Below are 15982 nucleotides of genomic sequence, written 5' to 3'. Positions count from 1 at the left end.
CGCATGCCCGCCGCCTCCGCCGCCGCGGCCGCCTCGCGGGCCTCGGCGACGTCGATGGTCGAGCAGTCCAGGAACACGGTGCCGGGCCGGGCGGCGGCGAGCAGGCCGCCGTCGCCGTCCTCACCCCGGTAGACGTCCAGCACCAGGCGTCCGTGGGGGAGCATGGTCAGCACGACGTCGGCCTCCGCGGCCGCCGCGGCCGTGTCCGTGACGGTCTCGACGCCGGCCGCGCGGGCCTTCTCGAGGGCCTCGGGGACGAGGTCGAAGCCGAGCACGCGGTGACCCGCGGCGGCGAGGTTGGCGGCCATGGGGCCGCCCATGTGGCCGAGGCCGAGGAACAGAACGGTGGTCATGGGGTCCTCCTGGTCAGGACGGGCTGCGGGGCGGTCAGGAGCCGGCCGGCATCACGAAGCTGGCGCCCTCGCGCACGCCGGAGGGCCAGCGCGTGGTGACGGTCTTCGTCTTGGTGTAGAACTTCAGCCCGTCCGTGCCGTGCTGGTTCAGGTCGCCGAAGCCGGAGGCCTTCCAGTCGCCGAAGGTGTAGTAGGCGATCGGCACGGGGATCGGCACGTTCACGCCGACCATGCCGGTGTCCACGCGGGTGGAGAAGTCGCGGGCGGCGTCGCCGTCGCGGGTGAAGATGGCCACGCCGTTGCCGAACTCGTGCTCGTTCACGAGCGTGAGCGCCTCCTCGTAGTCCTTCGCGCGGACCACGGAGAGCACCGGGCCGAAGATCTCCTCGCGGTAGATGCTCATCTCCGGGGTGACGCGGTCGAACAGGGTGGCGCCCACGTAGAAGCCGTCCTCGTGGCCCTCGACGACGACGCCCCGGCCGTCCTCGACCAGGTCGGCGCCCGCCTCGACGCCGGCCGCGATGTAGCCCTCGATGCGCTCCTTCGCGTCCTTCGAGACGACGGGGCCGAAGTCCGAGGACGCCTCGAGCGACGGGCCGACCCTGAGGTCCTTCACGCGCTCGCGGAGCAGTGCGATCAGGCGGTCGGCGGTCTCCTCGCCGACCGGGACGGCCACGGAGATCGCCATGCAGCGCTCGCCGGCGGAGCCGAAGGCGGCGCCGACCAGGGCGTCGGCGGTCATCTCGAGGTCCGCGTCCGGCATGACCACGGCGTGGTTCTTGGCCCCGCCGAAGCACTGCGCGCGCTTGCCCATGCGGCCGGCGTGGGCGTAGATGGACTGCGCGATCGGGGTGGAGCCGACGAAGCCGACGGCCTTGACGCGCGGGTCCTCGATGAGCGCGTCCACGGCGGCCTTGTCGCCGTGCACCACGTTGAGGGCGCCGGCGGGCATGCCGGCCTCGAGGGCCAGCTCGGCCAGGCGCACCGGGACGGAGGGGTCGCGCTCGGAGGGCTTGAGGACGAAGGCGTTGCCCGCCGCCAGGGCGATGCCGGCCTTCCACAGCGGGATCATCGCCGGGAAGTTGAAGGGCGTGATGCCCACGGCCACGCCGAGCGGCTGGCGGATGGAGTGCACGTCGATGCCGGTGCCCGCGTCGGCGGTGAACTCACCCTTGAGCAGGTGCGGGGCGCCCGCGGCGAACTCCACGACCTCGATGCCGCGCTGGATGTCGCCCTGGGCGTCCGGGAAGGTCTTGCCGTGCTCCTGGGCGAGCACGGTGGCCAGCTCGTTCATGTTCTCGTTGATCAGGTCGACCCAGCGCAGCAGGATGCGGCCGCGGCGCTGCGGGTTCAGCCTCGACCACGCGGCGAAGCCCTCCTCGGCGGAGGCCAGGGCGGCGTCGATCTCCTCGGCGGAGGCCAGCGGCACGCGCCCCGCCACGCCGCCCGTGGCCGGGTGGTAGACGTCGCCGTGCCGGCCGGAGGCGCCTTCGCGCCGCTCGCCGTGCACGAAGTGGGGGATCACGGGGGCGGTCTCGGTGGGCGCGGTCTTCTCGGACATGGGGGCTCCTCGCGGGTCCAGGCGGAAGGGCGGACGTCGGTGGGCGCCGCCCACGGCGGGCGGGGCGGGCCCGGCCGTGCGTGTGATCTGGGTTACTCATCCGCTAATCTAAAATGAGAACGTAGGACATGCAACTATCGAACTCGGGGGGTATCCCGAGGAGGAAGGGAGGGTCCGCCCATGGACCTGTCGAACCAGAGCGCGATCGTCACCGGCGGGGCCTCGGGCCTCGGCCATGCCACCGCCCGCCGTCTGGCGGACGCGGGCGCCGCCGTCGTGGTGGTGGACCTGCCGGACCGCGAGGGCGAGACCGTCCGCGCGGACGCTGTGGCCGCCCTCGGTCCCCGTGCGCGCTTCGTGACGGGCGACGTCACCGCCGAGGACACCGCCCGGGAGGCCGTGGCCGCCGCGCTGGAGGCCGGGCCGCTGCGGGTGCTGGTCAACTGCGCCGGGGTGGCGACGCCGGGCAAGCTCGTGGGTCGCGACGGGCCGCTGTCCGCCGAGGTGCTGAGCCGGGTCCTGGCGATCAACGCGGTCGGCACCGTGTCGATGATGGCCCAGGCCGCCGCCGCGATGAAGGCGCAGGAGCCGCTCGGCGAGGACCGCGGCGTCATCGTGAACACCGCCTCCGTGGCGGCCTACGACGGGCAGATCGGCCAGATCGCGTACTCCGCCTCCAAGGGCGCCGTGGTTGCGCTGACCCTGCCCGCGGCCCGCGAGCTCGCCTCCTCGCAGATCCGCGTGGTCACGATCGCCCCCGGTCTGATGGAGACGCCCATGATGGCCGGCCTGCCCGAGGCCGCCCGCGAGGCGCTGTCCACCAAGACCCCGCATCCGGCCCGGCTCGGCCGACCCGAGGACTACGCGCTGCTCGTCGAGCAGATCGTGTCCAACCCGTTCCTGAACGGCGAGGTCATCCGGCTCGACGGCGCCGTGCGCCTCGAGCCCCGCTGAGCCGGACGGTCCGGAGGCCGGAGGGCGCGTCAGGAGGAGGTGTGCTCCGCCGTCGCGGGCGCGCCGGCGTCGGGGCCGTCGGCCTGGAAGTCGCCGGCCTCGGCGCGGAACCGGCCGAGGACGTCGATGAGGGTGTCCACGTCCGCCGGGTCGAAGCCGGAGCGGCCGAAGACCTCTGCGTTGAGCGTCTCCGTGGCGGCGACGGCGACGCGCCGGCCCTCGTCCGTGAGGGCGAGCACGAGCGCGCGGCGGTCCGACTCGTGGGGGGTGCGCTCCACCAGCCCGGCGGCCTCGAGCCGGTCCACCGCATTGGTCACCGAAGTGGGGTGGACCTGCAGGAGCGCGGACGCCTTGGACATCCGCATCCGCTTCTCGCGCGAGAAGTTCAGCAGCGCCAGCAGCTCGTACCGCGCGAAGGTGAGGCCGTAGGGCTTGAGCGCGGCCTGCGTACGACCCAGCAGGATCTGCTGGGCCCGCATGATGGAGGTGATGGCGGCCATCGGGCGGGCGACGTCACCCCATCCGTGACGCTCCCAGTTCCGGGCGGCCTCCCGGATGGGGTCCTGGGCGAGGGGTGGCTTCTTCATGGCGCTCCAGACTAGCGGCGCACCGGGGGTCCCCCGCCACCGCCGGACGAGGACGGGGCGGCGGCGAGGAACGGCCCGGTCAGCGCTGCAGGTCCAGGTCCTCTTCGCGGAACTCGGTGCCGTAGCCGTCCGGAGCGGCGCCCGTCTGGGCGCGCTCGACCTCGGCCTTGCGCAGCTCCACGCGGCGGATCTTGCCCGAGATGGTCTTCGGCAGCTCGAGGAACTCGATGCGGCGGATGCGCTTGTACGGGGGCAGCTGGGTGAGCGTGAACTGCAGGATCGCCCGGGCGGTCTCCGCGGTGGGCTCGTGGCCCGGGGCGAGGGTGACGAAGGCCTTCGGCACGGCCAGGCGCAGCTCGTCCGGGGTGGGGACGATCGCGCCCTCCATCACGGCCGGGTGCTTGACCAGCACCGACTCCAGCTCGAACGGGGACACCTTGTAGTCCGAGGACTTGAAGACGTCGTCCGCGCGGCCCACATAGGTCAGCACGCCGTTCTCGTCGCGGCGGGCGATGTCACCGGTGTGGAACACGCCGTCGCGGAACACCTCGTCCGTCTTCTCCTGGTTGCCGTAGTAGGACTTCAGCAGGCCCACCGGACGCGGGTCCAGGCGCAGGCAGATCTCGCCCTCCTCGGCCTCCTGGCCCGTGAGCGGGTCGAGCAGGGTGACGTCCATGCCGGGCAGCGGGCGGCCCATGGAGCCGATGACGACCTTCTGGCCCGGGGTGTTGGCGATCTGCAGGGTGGTCTCGGTCATCCCGAAGCCGTCGCGGATCGTGGTGCCCCACGCCTTGTGCACCTGGTCGATCACCTCGGCGTTGAGCGGCTCGCCCGCGGAGATGGTCTTGGTCGGCGGGGTCGTCAGCTGCGCCAGGTCCGCCTTGATGAGCATGCGCCACACGGTGGGCGGGGCGCAGAAGCTCGTGACGCCGTAGCGCTCCATGTTGGCCATCAGGGCCGCGGGGTCGAACTTGCGGGCGTTGTGCACGAAGATCGTGGCCTCCGCGATCCACGGGGCGAAGAAGTTGGACCACGCGTGCTTGGCCCAGCCCGGGGAGGCCACGTTGAGGTGCACGTCGCCCGGCTCCAGACCGATCCAGTAGAGCGTCGTGAGGTGGCCGACCGGGTACGAGGTGTGGGTGTGCTCCACGAGCTTCGGCTTCGAGGTGGTGCCCGAGGTGAAGTAGAAGAGCAGCGTCTCGTCGGCGGGGGTCGGCTCGGCCGGGGTCAGCTCGGTGGCGGCGTCGGCGGCGTCGTCGTAGGAGAGCACGGTGTGGCCGGCGACCTCGGGGGCGCGGCGCGCCGGGCCCTCCGCGAAGACGCCCGGCACGTGCACCAGGTGCAGGCCCTCGCCGACGCCGGCGAACTTGGCCAGGTCCTCGGCGCCGGCCACGGCCCACGCGGCGCCGGCGCGCGTCACGCGGTCCTCGAGGTCCCCGGAGGTCATCTGCGTGGTGGTGGGCACCATGACCACCCGCAGCTTGATGCAGGCGAGCATGAACTCCCACAGCTCCACCTGGTTGTTCAGCATCAGGATGAGGCGGTCGCCGCGGCGCAGGCCCTGCGCGGAGAGCCAGTTCGCCACCCGGCTGGAGGCCGCGGAGAGCTCGGCGAAGGTGCGTTCGGTGCTGCGCCCGTCGTCCTCGGCGATGATCAGCGCCGGCACGTCCGCGCGGGCCGGGTCCTGGGCCAGGCGGTCGAACCAGTCGAAGCCGAAGTTGAAGTGCTCGAAGCGGGGCCACTCGAACTCGGCGCGGGCGCGCTCATAGTCGGTCTGGCACTCGACCAGCAGGTCGCGGGCCGCGCGGAACACCTCCGTCGGTGACGGGGCGGCGACGGCGGTGGGGTCCTGGACGGTCATGGGTCCCTCCTCGGGATGGCTGCTGAACGGATCCTTGGCCGGGGGCCTGTGATCTGGAACACTACTGGCAGACCTGGATAGTTGGAAGTCCTACAGTCGGATTCGCGGCGAAACCGCCCGCCGTCGTCGGACCGCCCCCGAAGGAGAGCCATGACCGCCATCGCCGACCGCCCCGTCCCCGACTCCGGCGCGCCCGCCGCCCCTCCCGGCCTGCCCCACGTGGACCTGCTCCGTCTGCGGGACCGCCTCGAGCCGGCCGAGCGTGCCCGGCTCGACGCGATCGAGGACCACCTGCAGACCCGCGTGCGGCCGCACCTGACCCGGTATTGGGACGCCGAGGAGTTCGCGTTCGACCTGCTGCCGGGCCTGGCCGAGCTGGGTCTGGGACGCCTCGTCCTGGACGGCTCGTCCTCGCTGTTCCAGCAGCTCGTGCACGCGGAGATCGCCCGTGTGGACCTGTCCCTGTCCGCCCTCGTGGGCATCCACAACGAGCTCAACCTCGGCATGATCGCCGGCCTGGGCTCAGAGCGTCAGAAGGCCACGTGGCAGGGGCGCCTCGAATCCTTCGACGCCCTGGGCGCGTTCTGCCTCACCGAGCCGGACCACGGCTCGGACATCGCCGGAGGCCTCGCCACCACCGCCACCCGCGACGGCGACGAGTGGGTCATCCGCGGCGCCAAGCGCTGGATCGGGGCCGGCACGATCGCCGACGTCGCGCTCGTCTGGGCGCGCGACACCGCCGACGGCGAGATCAAGGGCTTCGTGGTGCCCACCGACACCCCCGGCTACGAGGCCACCAAGATCAGCGGGAAGATGGGCCTGCGGATCATGCAGAACGCGGACATCACCCTGGACGTGCGCCTGCCCACGGACGCGATCCTGCCCGGCGCCACCACCTTCGCCGCCACCCGCGCCCTGCTGCGCGACTCGCGCATGTGGGTCGGCTGGCAGGGCGTCGGCGCGCAAATGGGCGTGCTGGACGTGCTGCGCTCCTACGCGCTGCGGCGGCAGCAGTTCGGTCGCCCGCTGGCCGCGTTCCAGCTGATCCAGGCCCAGATCGCCGAGGTCGCCGGCAACCTGGCCGCCTCCGCCGGGATGATGCTCCAGGTGGACGCCCTGCGGCAGGAGGGGCGGATGGAGATGATGCACGCGGCGATGGCCAAGGCCACCTCGACCCGGCTGGCCCGGTCCTCGGCGGCGCTCGCCCGCGACGCCCTCGGCGGCAACGGCCTGCTCACGGAGCACGAGATCGCCAAGATCATGGGGGACGTGGAGGCCATCTACTCCTACGAGGGCTCCTACGGCATGAACACCCTGATCGTGGGGCGTGCCCTCACGGGCGTCTCGGCCTTCGTGTGAGCCACGCGTCCTGCAGGTCCTGGATCAGCGGGCGGTGGGCGATGAGCAGCAGCACGCCGGCCACCGGGATGACCACCTCGAAGCCCAGCCAGAGGTAGCCGGCCGCGCCCGCCACCCCGCCCAGGAAGAACAGGGCCACGAGCAGCGCCAGCAGTCCCACGCGCCGCGGTTCCCCGACGACGGGGGCCGCGGCCGCGGGCGCGTTGCGGTACAGGATCTTGCCGAGCTCGACGCCGATGTCCGTGACCATGCCCGTCACGTGCGTGGTGCGGATCGGCCACGCCCCGATGCGGGTGATCAAGGCGTTCTGCAGGCCCATGGTGAAGCACAGCACGGCCACCACGACCAGCGGCCGGTGCGCATCGCGGACGTGCTCGGCGAGCAGGCCGAACACCAGCATGCCGACGCCCTCGAGCAGGAGGATGTTGGCGTAGCGCGAGCGGAGGCCGTTGACCCGGCCCCAGTTGAACACCAGCGCGCAGACGACCGCGCCCAGGATGAACATGGCCAGCGCGAGCAGGCCCGTGCCGACCAGACCCGGGGCGTGGAGGACCGCCGCGTCCGCCATGGACGCCACGATCCCCGTCATGTGGGACGTGTACGTGGCCACGGCGACGAAGCCCACGGAGTTGAGGATCCCCGCGATCGCGGTCAGCACCAGCGCCAGGTGGGTGTTGCGGCGCACGGTGCGCTCGGGGGCGCACAGGTTGAGCACCCCGCCACCCTACGACCGGACGCCGCCGTCGGCGCCGACGCGGGAGGCGCTGTCGTCGACGCCTCCCTCACCGTGCCCGGGCTCAGTAGCTGGAGTAGCCGTCCTCCGACAGGGTGTGCTTCTCGTCGCCGGTGATGGCGGGGTTGAACACCGAGATCAGGTGCATGTCCTCGGTGCCGCCGCGCAGGTCGTGCGGCTCGTGGTCCGGCAGGACGTAGATGACACCCGGCGTGATCTCGTGGACGGTGCCGTCCGGCTCCACCACGGAGCCGTTGCCCGCGATGCAGTAACAGGCCTCCTTGTGGTTGCGGTACTGGAGCTTCGAGGACGATCCGGCGCGCACGATCGTGTGGGCGACGGCGAAACCCATCTCGTCCTTCGCGGTGATGAGGCGTTCGGAGGTGCCTCCGCCCCACTCGACCTTCTCGACGTCGTTCCGGCTACGGGTGTACATGGCGTTCCTTTCGGCGAGCTCTGCGGGTCGGGCAAAGGGCCGTAGCCCTGGCTCCATCGTAGGGATGCCCGTCTCAGACCATAAGGGGCAACACGTGGGGGCTCATATGGGATGAAATAGTCCAGATCCACTATGATGTGCATCATACCCGGCATACGCTTCATCTTGACCCATGCGGGCCGGAGATGGAGGAGACGCGATGGCAACGCAGGCGAGGGATGGCCGGTTCTCCAATGAGGTGTTGCCCCAAGACGAGAGGCCTAGTCGTTTCGGTCCGGGGCTAATCATCGCCGCGTCCTTCATCGGGCCGGGGACCATCACAACCTCCATCGTTACCGGAGCCGAGCAGGGATTCGTCCTGGCCTGGGCTGTCGTCTTCTCAATTTTGGCCACCATCGTCTTGCAGGAGATGTCGGGACGGTTGGGCCTCGCGACCCGCATGAGTCTCGGACACGCTCTGCGCGAGGTGTTCTCCTCGGTGCCGGCACGACTTGTCATGGCGATCCTCGTCGTCGCGGCGATCGGCATCGGAGGGGCGTCCTACGCCGGTGGTGACACAGTCGGCACCGCCCTCGCCTTAACTAGTGTGACCGGACTCAGTCAGCCCGTGGTCGTCATCGGGATCGTCCTCACGATCGGCATTCTGCTCTGGACAGGCAGCTACAAACTGATCGAGCGGGTGCTGACCGTCATGGTCGGGTTATTGGGGCTGCTGTTCATCGTCACTGCAGTCCTAGTTCAGCCTCCGATCGGCGACCTCTTGATGGGCATGTTCATTCCCCGGCTGCCACCCGGCACGGCGTTGCTGGCGGTCGCACTGATCGGGACCACCGTGGTCCCTTACAACCTCTTCCTGCACGCGAGTTTGGTGCAGGAGAAATGGGGGCCGGGTCTGGATTCGCGGGAATCTCTCCGAGCGGCGAGAACGGACACGGCGGTGTCGATCTCCGTCGGAGGTGTAATCACTCTGGCCGTGATGGCGACGGCGTTCGGTGGGATGTACGTCAAGGGCATGCAGGCCGAGACCGGTCGGGACCTCGCCTCCGCCCTGGAACCCCTCCTCGGGGACGCGGCTGGCTGGGTGTTCGCGGCGGGCATGTTCGCGGCCGGGTTCACGTCCGCCGTAGCTGGCCCGCTCGGCGCGGCGTACGCGATTGCCGGCACACTGGGCCAGGACACCGATCTGCGCAGCGTCCCTGCTCGCATCGTGTGGGGCGCAGTCCTTGCGATCGGTGCCCTCATTGCCCTGACGGGAACGAATCCCACGGAGGTCATCGTCATCGCACAGGCGGCGAACGGGCTTCTCCTGCCCATCGTGGCCGTATTCCTGATGGTCGTGATGAACAGTCGTCGGCTGATGGGCTCGCATCGGAACGGCCCACTGGCCAACGCCCTGGGAGGGCTTGTCTGTCTTGTCGTCATCGGGCTCGCGGTTTACCAGCTGGGCGGGCTTGCCGGGCTGTGGGATTGAGGCCCGGCGATGACGCGCGCCGCCGAATGACGTCCCTTACCGACTGTCGTGAGCCGACGGCATGCGACTGAGTCATTCCTCCCGTCACCCGTTTCCTGAACGAAAGCGCTTCGACACGCCGCCGTTTCATCAACGAAAGACCTCGACACGCCCCGTCCGGCCCCTCCCGGTCGCCCTGTGACGCGGCCTACACGTGTGGGATACTGGCGGCACGCCGCATGCCCCGCGCGGGAGAGCGTCGGCGCGCGTCCTGCCCCGGCCGGCCGCGTGAGCAGGCCGCCGAAGGAGCAAACCCTCCCCGGGAATCTCTCAGGCATCCGTACCGCGTGGGGTCAGGCGCTCTGGAAAGCGTCTCACTCCGTCGCGCCCGCGTCCGGACCGAGACCACCGACGGTGCAAGCCGCCCACCCGGGCGTCGGAAACTCTCAGGTCCATGACAGAGCGGGGAGGAGCAGACCCACGCCGTGACCACGGCAGGATCCCCCCGGAGGTACCCCGTGACCAGCCCCCAGACCACCGAGAGCACGACCGCGCTGCCCCACGAGCGCGTCGAGCCCAAGGACACCGCCTCGGCCCCCTTCGTGGCCCGCCACATCGGCCCGCGCCCCGCGGACGTCGAGCACATGCTGCAGACCCTGGGCTACGACTCGCTCGAGGCCCTCGTGGACACCGCCGTCCCCGCCGGCATCCGCCAGCCGAAGCCCCTCGAGCTGCCCGCCCCGCTGACCGAGTCCGCGGTCCTGGAGCAGCTGCGCGAGATCGCCGGCCGCAACGTCATGAAGACCCAGATGATCGGGCAGGGCTTCTCGGACACCGTCACCCCGGGCGTCATCCTCCGCAAGGTGCTGGAGAACCCGGCCTGGTACACGGCCTACACGCCGTACCAGCCGGAGATCTCCCAGGGCCGCCTCGAGGCCCTCCTGAACTACCAGACGATGGTCCAGGACCTCACCGGCCTGGACATCGCCAACGCCTCTCTGCTGGACGAGGCCTCCGCCGCCGCCGAGGCCGTGCTCCTCATGCACCGCGCCAACCGCCGCAGGACCGACGGCGTCACCCTCCTCGACGCGGACCTCTTCCCGCAGACCCTCTCCGTGGTGCGCCTGCGCGCCGAGGCCGTGGGCATCGACGTGCGCGTGGCCGACCTCTCCGCAGGCATCCCGGAGGACGTCCGCGCCGAGGTCGAGGAGAAGGGCCTGTGCGGCGTCGTGCTGCAGCAGCCCGGCGACTCCGGCCGCATCCACGACCACGCCGCCGTCATCGCGCAGGCCAAGGAGGCCGGCGCCCTCGTGACCGTCGCGGCGGACATCCTCTCCCTCGCCCTGATCACCCCGCCCGGGGAGCAGGGCGCGGACATCGCCGTCGGCTCCACGCAGCGCTTCGGCGTGCCCCTGTTCTTCGGCGGCCCCCACGCCGCCTACATGGCCGTGAAGGAGGGCCTGCAGCGCAGCATGCCGGGCCGCCTCGTGGGCGTCTCCCACGACGACGCCGGCAAGCCCGCCTACCGCCTCGCCCTCCAGACGCGCGAACAGCACATCCGGCGCGAGAAGGCCACCTCCAACATCTGCACCGCCCAGGCGCTGCTCGCGATCGTCGCCTCGATGTACGCCGTCTACCACGGCCCCCAGGGCATCGCCCGCATCGCGCGCCACGCCCACGCCCAGGCCGTCCGCCTGGCGGAGGCGCTGCGGGCCGGTGGCGTCGAGGTCGCCGAGGAGCACTTCTTCGACACGGTCACCGTCCGCGTGCCCGGCCGGGCCGAGCAGGTCCTGCAGGCCGCCGAGGAGAACGGCGTGAACCTGCGCCTGGTGGACGCGGACACCCTGCGGATTGCCGCCGATGAGACCACCGTCGACGCCGACCTCGTGGCCGTCCTGACGGCGTTCGGCCTGGACGCGGGCTCCCTGCCGGCCTCCGCGCACGAGGGCGCCGTGGCCACCCCGGCCGTGCCGGAGTCGCTGCGCCGCTCCTCCGCGTTCATGACGCACCCGGTGTTCAACACCCACCACTCGGAGACGAAGATGCTGCGCTACCTGCGCCGCCTCTCCGGCTACGACCTGGCGCTGGACCGCACCATGATCCCGCTGGGCTCGTGCACCATGAAGCTCAACGCCACCGCGGAGATGGAGGCCATCTCCTGGCCCGAGTTCTGCTCCATCCACCCGTTCGCGCCCGACCACCAGACCGAGGGCTGGCGGTTCCTGATCGCGGACCTGGAGGCCAAGCTCGCCGAGATCACCGGCTACGCGGGCGTCTCGGTGGCCCCGAACGCCGGCTCGCAGGGTGAGTTCGCGGGCCTGTGGGCCATCCGCCAGTACCACCTGGCCCGCGGCGAGGGCGAGCGGGACATCTGCCTGATCCCGGCCTCCGCCCACGGCACCAACGCGGCCTCGGCCGTGCTGGCGGGGCTGAAGGTCGTCGTCGTCGCCACCGCCGACGACGGCACGATCGACGCCGCCGACCTGGACGCCAAGATCGCGGCGAACGAGGGCCGCATCGCGGCCATCATGATCACCTACCCCTCCACGCACGGCGTCTACGACGCCGACGTCAAGGAGGTCTGCGCCACGGTGCACGCCGCGGGCGGCCAGGTGTACATCGACGGCGCCAACCTCAACGCGCTCGTGGGCCTGGCCCAGCCGGGCGAGTTCGGCGGAGACGTCTCCCACCTGAACCTGCACAAGACGTTCTGCATCCCGCACGGCGGCGGGGGCCCGGGCGTGGGCCCCGTGGCGGTGGGCGAGCACCTCGTGCCGTACCTGCCCTCCCGCGAGGCCCTGATGACCGCGGCCCCGCACGGCTCGGCCGGCGTGCTGCCCATCTCCTGGGCCTACATCCACCTGATGGGCGCCGAGGGCCTGCGCTCCGCCACCGCGCACGCGCTGCTGGGCGCCAACTACATCTCCCGCCGCCTCGCGCCCCTCTACCCGACGCTGTACACGGGCAACGACGGCCTCGTGGCGCACGAGTGCATCCTCGACCTGCGCGAGCTCACGGCCCGCACGGGCGTGACCGCCGAGGACGTGTGCAAGCGCCTCATCGACTACGGGTTCCACGCCCCCACCCTGGCGTTCCCCGTGGCCGGCACGCTCATGGTGGAGCCCACCGAGTCCGAGGACCTCGAGGAGATCGAGCGGTTCATCGAGGCGATGGAGGCCATCCACGCCGAGATCACCGCCGTCACCCCGGAGACCGTGGCGGACTCCGTCCTGCGTCGCGCCCCGCACACCCTCAACGTCCTGATGGCCGACGAGTGGGATCGCCCCTACTCGCGCGCCCAGGCGGGCACGCCGGTGCCGAGCCTGCGTCTGGACAAGTACCTGCCGCCGGTGGGCCGCATCGACGGCGCCTACGGCGATCGCAACCTCGTGTGCTCGTGCCCGCCGCCCGAGGCGTTCGAGGGCGCCGTGGCCGACACCGCCGACGAGGACTGAGAGGATCACCCCCATGAGCGATTCGACGCGCAACTCCCCGCTGCACCCGGTCCACGAGGCCGCGGGCGCCACGTTCACGGACTTCGGCGGCTGGAACATGCCCCTGAAGTACGGCTCCGAGCTGGCCGAGCACAAGGCCGTCCGCACCTCCGCCGGCCTCTTCGACCTCTCCCACATGGGCGAGATCCGGGTCACCGGCCCGGAGGCCGGGGCCATGCTGGACCACGCCCTCTCGAGCGTGCTCTCCACGTTGAAGCCCGGCCGCGCCAAGTACGCCCTGTGCCTGACGGACGCCGGCACCATCCTGGACGACACGATCGTCTACCGGATGGACGACGGCGAGGCCGGCTCCGAGCCCGACTACCTGGTGGTGCCCAACGCCGGCAACATCGCCGCGGTCCACACCGCCCTGAACCAGCGAGCCTCGGGCTGGGACGCCGTCGTCGAGGACGAGTCCTCGACCACCGCCCTCGTGGCCGTGCAGGGCCCGCAGGCCGAGAAGATCCTCGCCCGGGCCATGCCGGAGGCCGCGGCGCAGCTGGCCGAGCTGAAGTACTACGGCCACCTGACCCTGACCGTGCCCACGGACGCCGGCGACGTCACCGCCGTCGTCGCCCGCACCGGCTACACCGGCGAGGACGGCTTCGAGCTGTTCCTGCCCGCCGCCTCCACCGCCGAGGCCGGCGACCGCGGCTCCGCCGTGTGGAACACGATGCTCTCGGCCGCGGACGAGGCGGGCGTGGAGCTGACGCTGTGCGGGCTCGCCTCGCGGGACTCGCTGCGCCTCGAGGCGGGCATGCCGCTCTACGGCAACGAGCTGGACACCGGGCACCAGCCGCACGCCTCCGGCGTCGGCTTCGCGGTGCCCGCGAGCAAGGAGGCCGACTTCGTCGGCCGGTCCGCGCTGGTCGGCAGGGACGACGTCGAGGAGGTCCTCGTGGGGCTGCAGGGCGCGGGTCGGCGTGCCGCCCGGCACGGTTACGCCGTGCTGGACGAGTCCGGCGAGCGGGTGGGCGAGGTGACCTCGGGCGCCCCCAGCCCGACCCTCGGACACCCCATCGCCCTGGCCCGTGTCCGCCGCGACGTGGCCGCCGAGGGCACGTCCCTGCAGGTGGACCTGCGCGGCCGCGGCGAGCCGTTCACCGTGGTGGCCACGCCGTTCTACCGCCGGGAGCGCTGAGCCCGACGCAGCCGTCCCTCGGCCCGCCGCTCGGCGGTCCCGGGGCCCTTCGCTAGACTCGGGCTCCGGGCCGTCGTCGCGGCCCCCCGTCCCGCCGTCCACCTGCAGGAAGTCCGCATGACTCACGTCGCCGCCCGTGCCCGGGTCCCCCTGAAGGGGCTGCTGGTCTTCCTCGCCGTCGCCGCCGTCCTGCTCCTGCTGGGCATCGTCACCGTCCTCCGCGGCGTGGCCGCCGACGCCGCCCGCGTGGACATCGTCACCGTGCTGGACGGCAACACCGTGGTGGTGAACCAAGGCGGCACCGAGCGGACCGTGGTCCTCGCCGGCGTCACGAGCGCGGGCCGCAACCCGGAGGGCCTCAAGGTCGGCCCCAACCTCTGCATGGGGGAGGAGTCCTACTCCTGGCTGCGTGATCGGCTCCCGCAGGGGGCGACCGCGAGCATGACCACCTCGGACGAGGGCGCGCCCGAGGGGATGGAGAGCGCGGTCATCTCGATCGGCGGCGGCACCGTCAACGTGGCCATGGCGGAGGCCGGCATGGCCGCCCCCACGGAGGTCGCCGTCGGCAAGCGCCTGGCGGAGGAGATCGCCCAGGCCAATCAGGAGGCCGTGGGTCGCGGCGTGGGGCTCTACGACATCGAGGAGCCCTGCACGTACCAGAACCGGCTCTACGAGGCCCAGTTCGCCCTGGAGCAGATCCCGGAGGACGCGGAGGCGTCCCTGACGAAGATCGACGAGCGAGCGGTGGAGTACGCGGCCGGCCTGGACCAGGTGCGCCTGGTGCAGCAGGAGATCCGGGCCCTCGACCCGGAGAACGGCACGTTCGCCGACCTCGCCTACGGGCCGGCCAAGGAGTCGCTCCTGGCCGAGGCGGACCCGGTGGTGGAGCACGGGATGCAAGTCCTGAAGGACCTCAACACGCGGCGCAACGAGATCGCGGCCCGCGGCTGACCCCGCCGCGCTCAGTCCAGGGCGAGGGTGACGAGCCCGAGCTGGGCCGCCCGGATGATCAGCTGGACGCGGTCGCGGACCTCCAGCTTGGCCATGATCCGCGTGAGGTTGGCCTTGACCGTGGACTCGGAGACGAAGAGGTTCGCGGCGATCTCCGGGTTCGACTGACCCCTGGCCAGCAGCCGCAGCACGCCCAGCTCCCGCTCGGTGAGGTCGGAGCCGTCGGGGCTGCCGGGCTGCACCGAGGTGGGGCCCACCGTCGGCCGGTCCCGCTCGATCGAGGCGAGCAGCTTGGTCGCCACGGCGGGGGAGAGCACGGACTCGCCGCGATGGACGGCCTGAATGGCGCCCAGGATGGCCGGCGGCTCCGCGTCCTTGAGGAGGTAGCCGCCCGCTCCGGCGCGCAGGGCCGGCACGAGGTAGTCCTCGGACGTGAACGTGGTGATCGCCAGGACCCGGATCGCGGGGTGGGTGTCCTTGATCCGGCGTGTGGCCTCCACCCCGTCCATCAGGGGCATCTGCATGTCCATCAGGACCACGTCCGGCTCGATGGCGGCGCACGCCTCCACGGCTTCGACGCCGTTGGCGACCACACCCACGCAGGTCATGCCGGGGGCAGAGTCGACGAGCACGCGGAGCGCGCCGCTCATGAGCGGCTGGTCGTCGGCGATCAGGATGCGCAGCTCTTCGGACACGCACGTCAGCGTAACCGGTGCTGTGGCGCATGCCACCTTGTCGGCGTCGGGGCGAGGCCGGGGTGCCCGCCGGCCGTCATCTGCGCCATGCCGCGGCGCGGCCTGTGCGCGGCGTGCACCATTTGTGACGGGCGTCATACATACTGGGGCCATGAAGACTCGCGCTCTCCTCGCTTCCGCTCTCCTGCTCGCCTCCACCCTCGTCGGCGCTCCGGCCGCCGCCGCCTCGGCGGCCTCGGCCGAGGACGACGTCGTCACGACCCTGGGCCTCGGCAAAGGCACTGCGGAGTGGACGTGCCGCCACTTCGGCATCTGGTGCGACTGACCCCGGGGCGGTCCGCCCCCGATGCCTGATTCGAGCCCATCGACCCCCTCCGTCCGGAGCGGCGCGCCCTCCCGGGCGCGCC

At 71.7% G+C, this 15982-nt stretch carries 14 protein-coding genes and 1 riboswitch; of the genes, 7 read left to right on the top strand and 7 right to left on the bottom strand.

The window, feature by feature from the left end; translation table 11 throughout:
• Together HMPREF3105_RS03315 and HMPREF3105_RS03310 are read right to left on the bottom strand one after the other, a co-directional pair.
• A partial coding sequence (locus tag HMPREF3105_RS03315) for an NAD(P)-binding domain-containing protein (protein ID WP_168167987.1) occupies nt 1-353 on the bottom strand: 353 nt, incomplete at its 3' end.
• Between the two features lie 34 nt (nt 354-387).
• Entirely contained in the window at nt 388-1914 is a 1527-nt protein-coding gene (locus HMPREF3105_RS03310) for a CoA-acylating methylmalonate-semialdehyde dehydrogenase (protein ID WP_070708775.1), read from the bottom strand.
• 180 nt (nt 1915-2094) lie between these two features.
• On the opposite strand from HMPREF3105_RS03310, the gene HMPREF3105_RS03305 reads away from it, so the two are divergent.
• Nucleotides 2095-2868 (top strand): SDR family NAD(P)-dependent oxidoreductase, encoded by a 774-nt coding sequence (locus tag HMPREF3105_RS03305; protein ID WP_070708774.1) that lies wholly within the window; start codon nt 2095-2097, stop codon nt 2866-2868.
• A gap of 29 nt (nt 2869-2897) precedes the next feature.
• Here HMPREF3105_RS03305 and HMPREF3105_RS03300 read toward each other — a convergent pair whose 3' ends face one another.
• Nucleotides 2898-3455: a MarR family winged helix-turn-helix transcriptional regulator gene (locus tag HMPREF3105_RS03300; RefSeq protein WP_070708773.1), complete on the bottom strand. Its 558-nt coding sequence runs from the start codon at nt 3453-3455 to the stop codon at nt 2898-2900.
• 79 nt (nt 3456-3534) lie between these two features.
• Nucleotides 3535-5316: an AMP-binding protein gene (locus HMPREF3105_RS03295; RefSeq protein ID WP_070708772.1), complete on the bottom strand. Its 1782-nt coding sequence runs from the start codon at nt 5314-5316 to the stop codon at nt 3535-3537.
• A 150-nt stretch (nt 5317-5466) separates the two neighbouring features.
• On the opposite strand from HMPREF3105_RS03295, the gene HMPREF3105_RS03290 reads away from it, so the two are divergent.
• Nucleotides 5467-6675: an acyl-CoA dehydrogenase family protein gene (locus HMPREF3105_RS03290; protein WP_070708771.1), complete on the top strand. Its 1209-nt coding sequence runs from the start codon at nt 5467-5469 to the stop codon at nt 6673-6675.
• On the opposite strand, the gene HMPREF3105_RS03285 is transcribed toward HMPREF3105_RS03290, so the two are convergent.
• Both HMPREF3105_RS03285 and HMPREF3105_RS03280 read right to left on the bottom strand, forming a co-directional pair.
• Nucleotides 6650-7390 carry a YoaK family protein gene (locus HMPREF3105_RS03285; RefSeq protein ID WP_036383960.1) on the bottom strand — a complete coding sequence of 247 codons (741 nt, stop codon included), beginning with the start codon at nt 7388-7390 and terminating at the stop codon, nt 6650-6652. The two genes, HMPREF3105_RS03290 and HMPREF3105_RS03285, sit on opposite strands and share 26 nt — an antisense overlap.
• A gap of 82 nt (nt 7391-7472) precedes the next feature.
• The gene (locus tag HMPREF3105_RS03280; RefSeq protein ID WP_036338798.1) at nt 7473-7844 is read right to left on the bottom strand and encodes an ectoine synthase; all 372 of its coding nucleotides are present in this window, start codon (nt 7842-7844) and stop codon (nt 7473-7475) included.
• Between the two features lie 199 nt (nt 7845-8043).
• Between HMPREF3105_RS03280 and HMPREF3105_RS03275 the strand changes: the two genes are divergently transcribed.
• The 4 genes from HMPREF3105_RS03275 (at nt 8044) to HMPREF3105_RS03260 (ending at nt 14880) form a co-directional block, all read left to right on the top strand.
• Nucleotides 8044-9315, top strand: coding sequence for an Nramp family divalent metal transporter (locus HMPREF3105_RS03275; RefSeq protein ID WP_080694971.1), 1272 nt, complete (start codon nt 8044-8046; stop codon nt 9313-9315).
• 218 nt (nt 9316-9533) lie between these two features.
• Nucleotides 9534-9650, top strand: a riboswitch (glycine riboswitch).
• Between the two features lie 162 nt (nt 9651-9812).
• Nucleotides 9813-12749, top strand: a complete 2937-nt coding sequence (gene gcvP, locus HMPREF3105_RS03270; RefSeq protein ID WP_070708770.1) for an aminomethyl-transferring glycine dehydrogenase — start codon at nt 9813-9815, stop codon at nt 12747-12749.
• Nucleotides 12750-12762: 13 nt separating this feature from the next.
• Nucleotides 12763-13929 (top strand): glycine cleavage system aminomethyltransferase GcvT, encoded by a 1167-nt coding sequence (gene gcvT / locus HMPREF3105_RS03265; RefSeq protein ID WP_070708769.1) that lies wholly within the window; start codon nt 12763-12765, stop codon nt 13927-13929.
• 117 nt (nt 13930-14046) lie between these two features.
• The gene (locus HMPREF3105_RS03260) at nt 14047-14880 is read left to right on the top strand and encodes a thermonuclease family protein (protein ID WP_020624816.1); all 834 of its coding nucleotides are present in this window, start codon (nt 14047-14049) and stop codon (nt 14878-14880) included.
• Nucleotides 14881-14891: 11 nt separating this feature from the next.
• Here the strand turns inward: HMPREF3105_RS03260 and HMPREF3105_RS03255 are convergent, their stop codons facing one another.
• Entirely contained in the window at nt 14892-15575 is a 684-nt protein-coding gene (locus HMPREF3105_RS03255) for a response regulator (RefSeq protein WP_002856693.1), read from the bottom strand.
• 151 nt (nt 15576-15726) lie between these two features.
• Between HMPREF3105_RS03255 and HMPREF3105_RS13185 the strand changes: the two genes are divergently transcribed.
• Entirely contained in the window at nt 15727-15900 is a 174-nt protein-coding gene (locus HMPREF3105_RS13185) for a hypothetical protein (protein ID WP_002856694.1), read from the top strand.
• Nucleotides 15901-15982 lie beyond the last annotated feature (82 nt).

The sequence above is a fragment of the Micrococcus sp. HMSC31B01 genome, assembly GCF_001816085.1.
In the GTDB taxonomy this organism is placed as follows: Bacteria; Actinomycetota; Actinomycetes; order Actinomycetales; family Micrococcaceae; genus Micrococcus; species Micrococcus luteus.
The sequence above is the reverse complement of the archived record's forward strand: the minus strand, read 5'-3'. Positions and strand labels throughout refer to the sequence as shown.

Excerpts from the sequence above, each read along its gene's own strand:
- HMPREF3105_RS03280 (WP_036338798.1), bottom strand. The coding sequence starts at position 7,844 with ATGTACACCCGTAGCCGGAACGACGTCGAGAAGGTCGAGTGGGGCGGA.
- HMPREF3105_RS03275 (WP_080694971.1), top strand. The coding sequence starts at position 8,044 with ATGGCAACGCAGGCGAGGGATGGCCGGTTCTCCAATGAGGTGTTGCCC.
- HMPREF3105_RS03300 (WP_070708773.1), bottom strand. The coding sequence starts at position 3,455 with ATGAAGAAGCCACCCCTCGCCCAGGACCCCATCCGGGAGGCCGCCCGG.
- gcvT (WP_070708769.1), top strand. The coding sequence starts at position 12,763 with ATGAGCGATTCGACGCGCAACTCCCCGCTGCACCCGGTCCACGAGGCC.
- HMPREF3105_RS03260 (WP_020624816.1), top strand. The coding sequence starts at position 14,047 with ATGACTCACGTCGCCGCCCGTGCCCGGGTCCCCCTGAAGGGGCTGCTG.
- HMPREF3105_RS03290 (WP_070708771.1), top strand. The coding sequence starts at position 5,467 with ATGACCGCCATCGCCGACCGCCCCGTCCCCGACTCCGGCGCGCCCGCC.
- HMPREF3105_RS03295 (WP_070708772.1), bottom strand. The coding sequence starts at position 5,316 with ATGACCGTCCAGGACCCCACCGCCGTCGCCGCCCCGTCACCGACGGAG.
- HMPREF3105_RS13185 (WP_002856694.1), top strand. The coding sequence starts at position 15,727 with ATGAAGACTCGCGCTCTCCTCGCTTCCGCTCTCCTGCTCGCCTCCACC.
- HMPREF3105_RS03305 (WP_070708774.1), top strand. The coding sequence starts at position 2,095 with ATGGACCTGTCGAACCAGAGCGCGATCGTCACCGGCGGGGCCTCGGGC.
- HMPREF3105_RS03310 (WP_070708775.1), bottom strand. The coding sequence starts at position 1,914 with ATGTCCGAGAAGACCGCGCCCACCGAGACCGCCCCCGTGATCCCCCAC.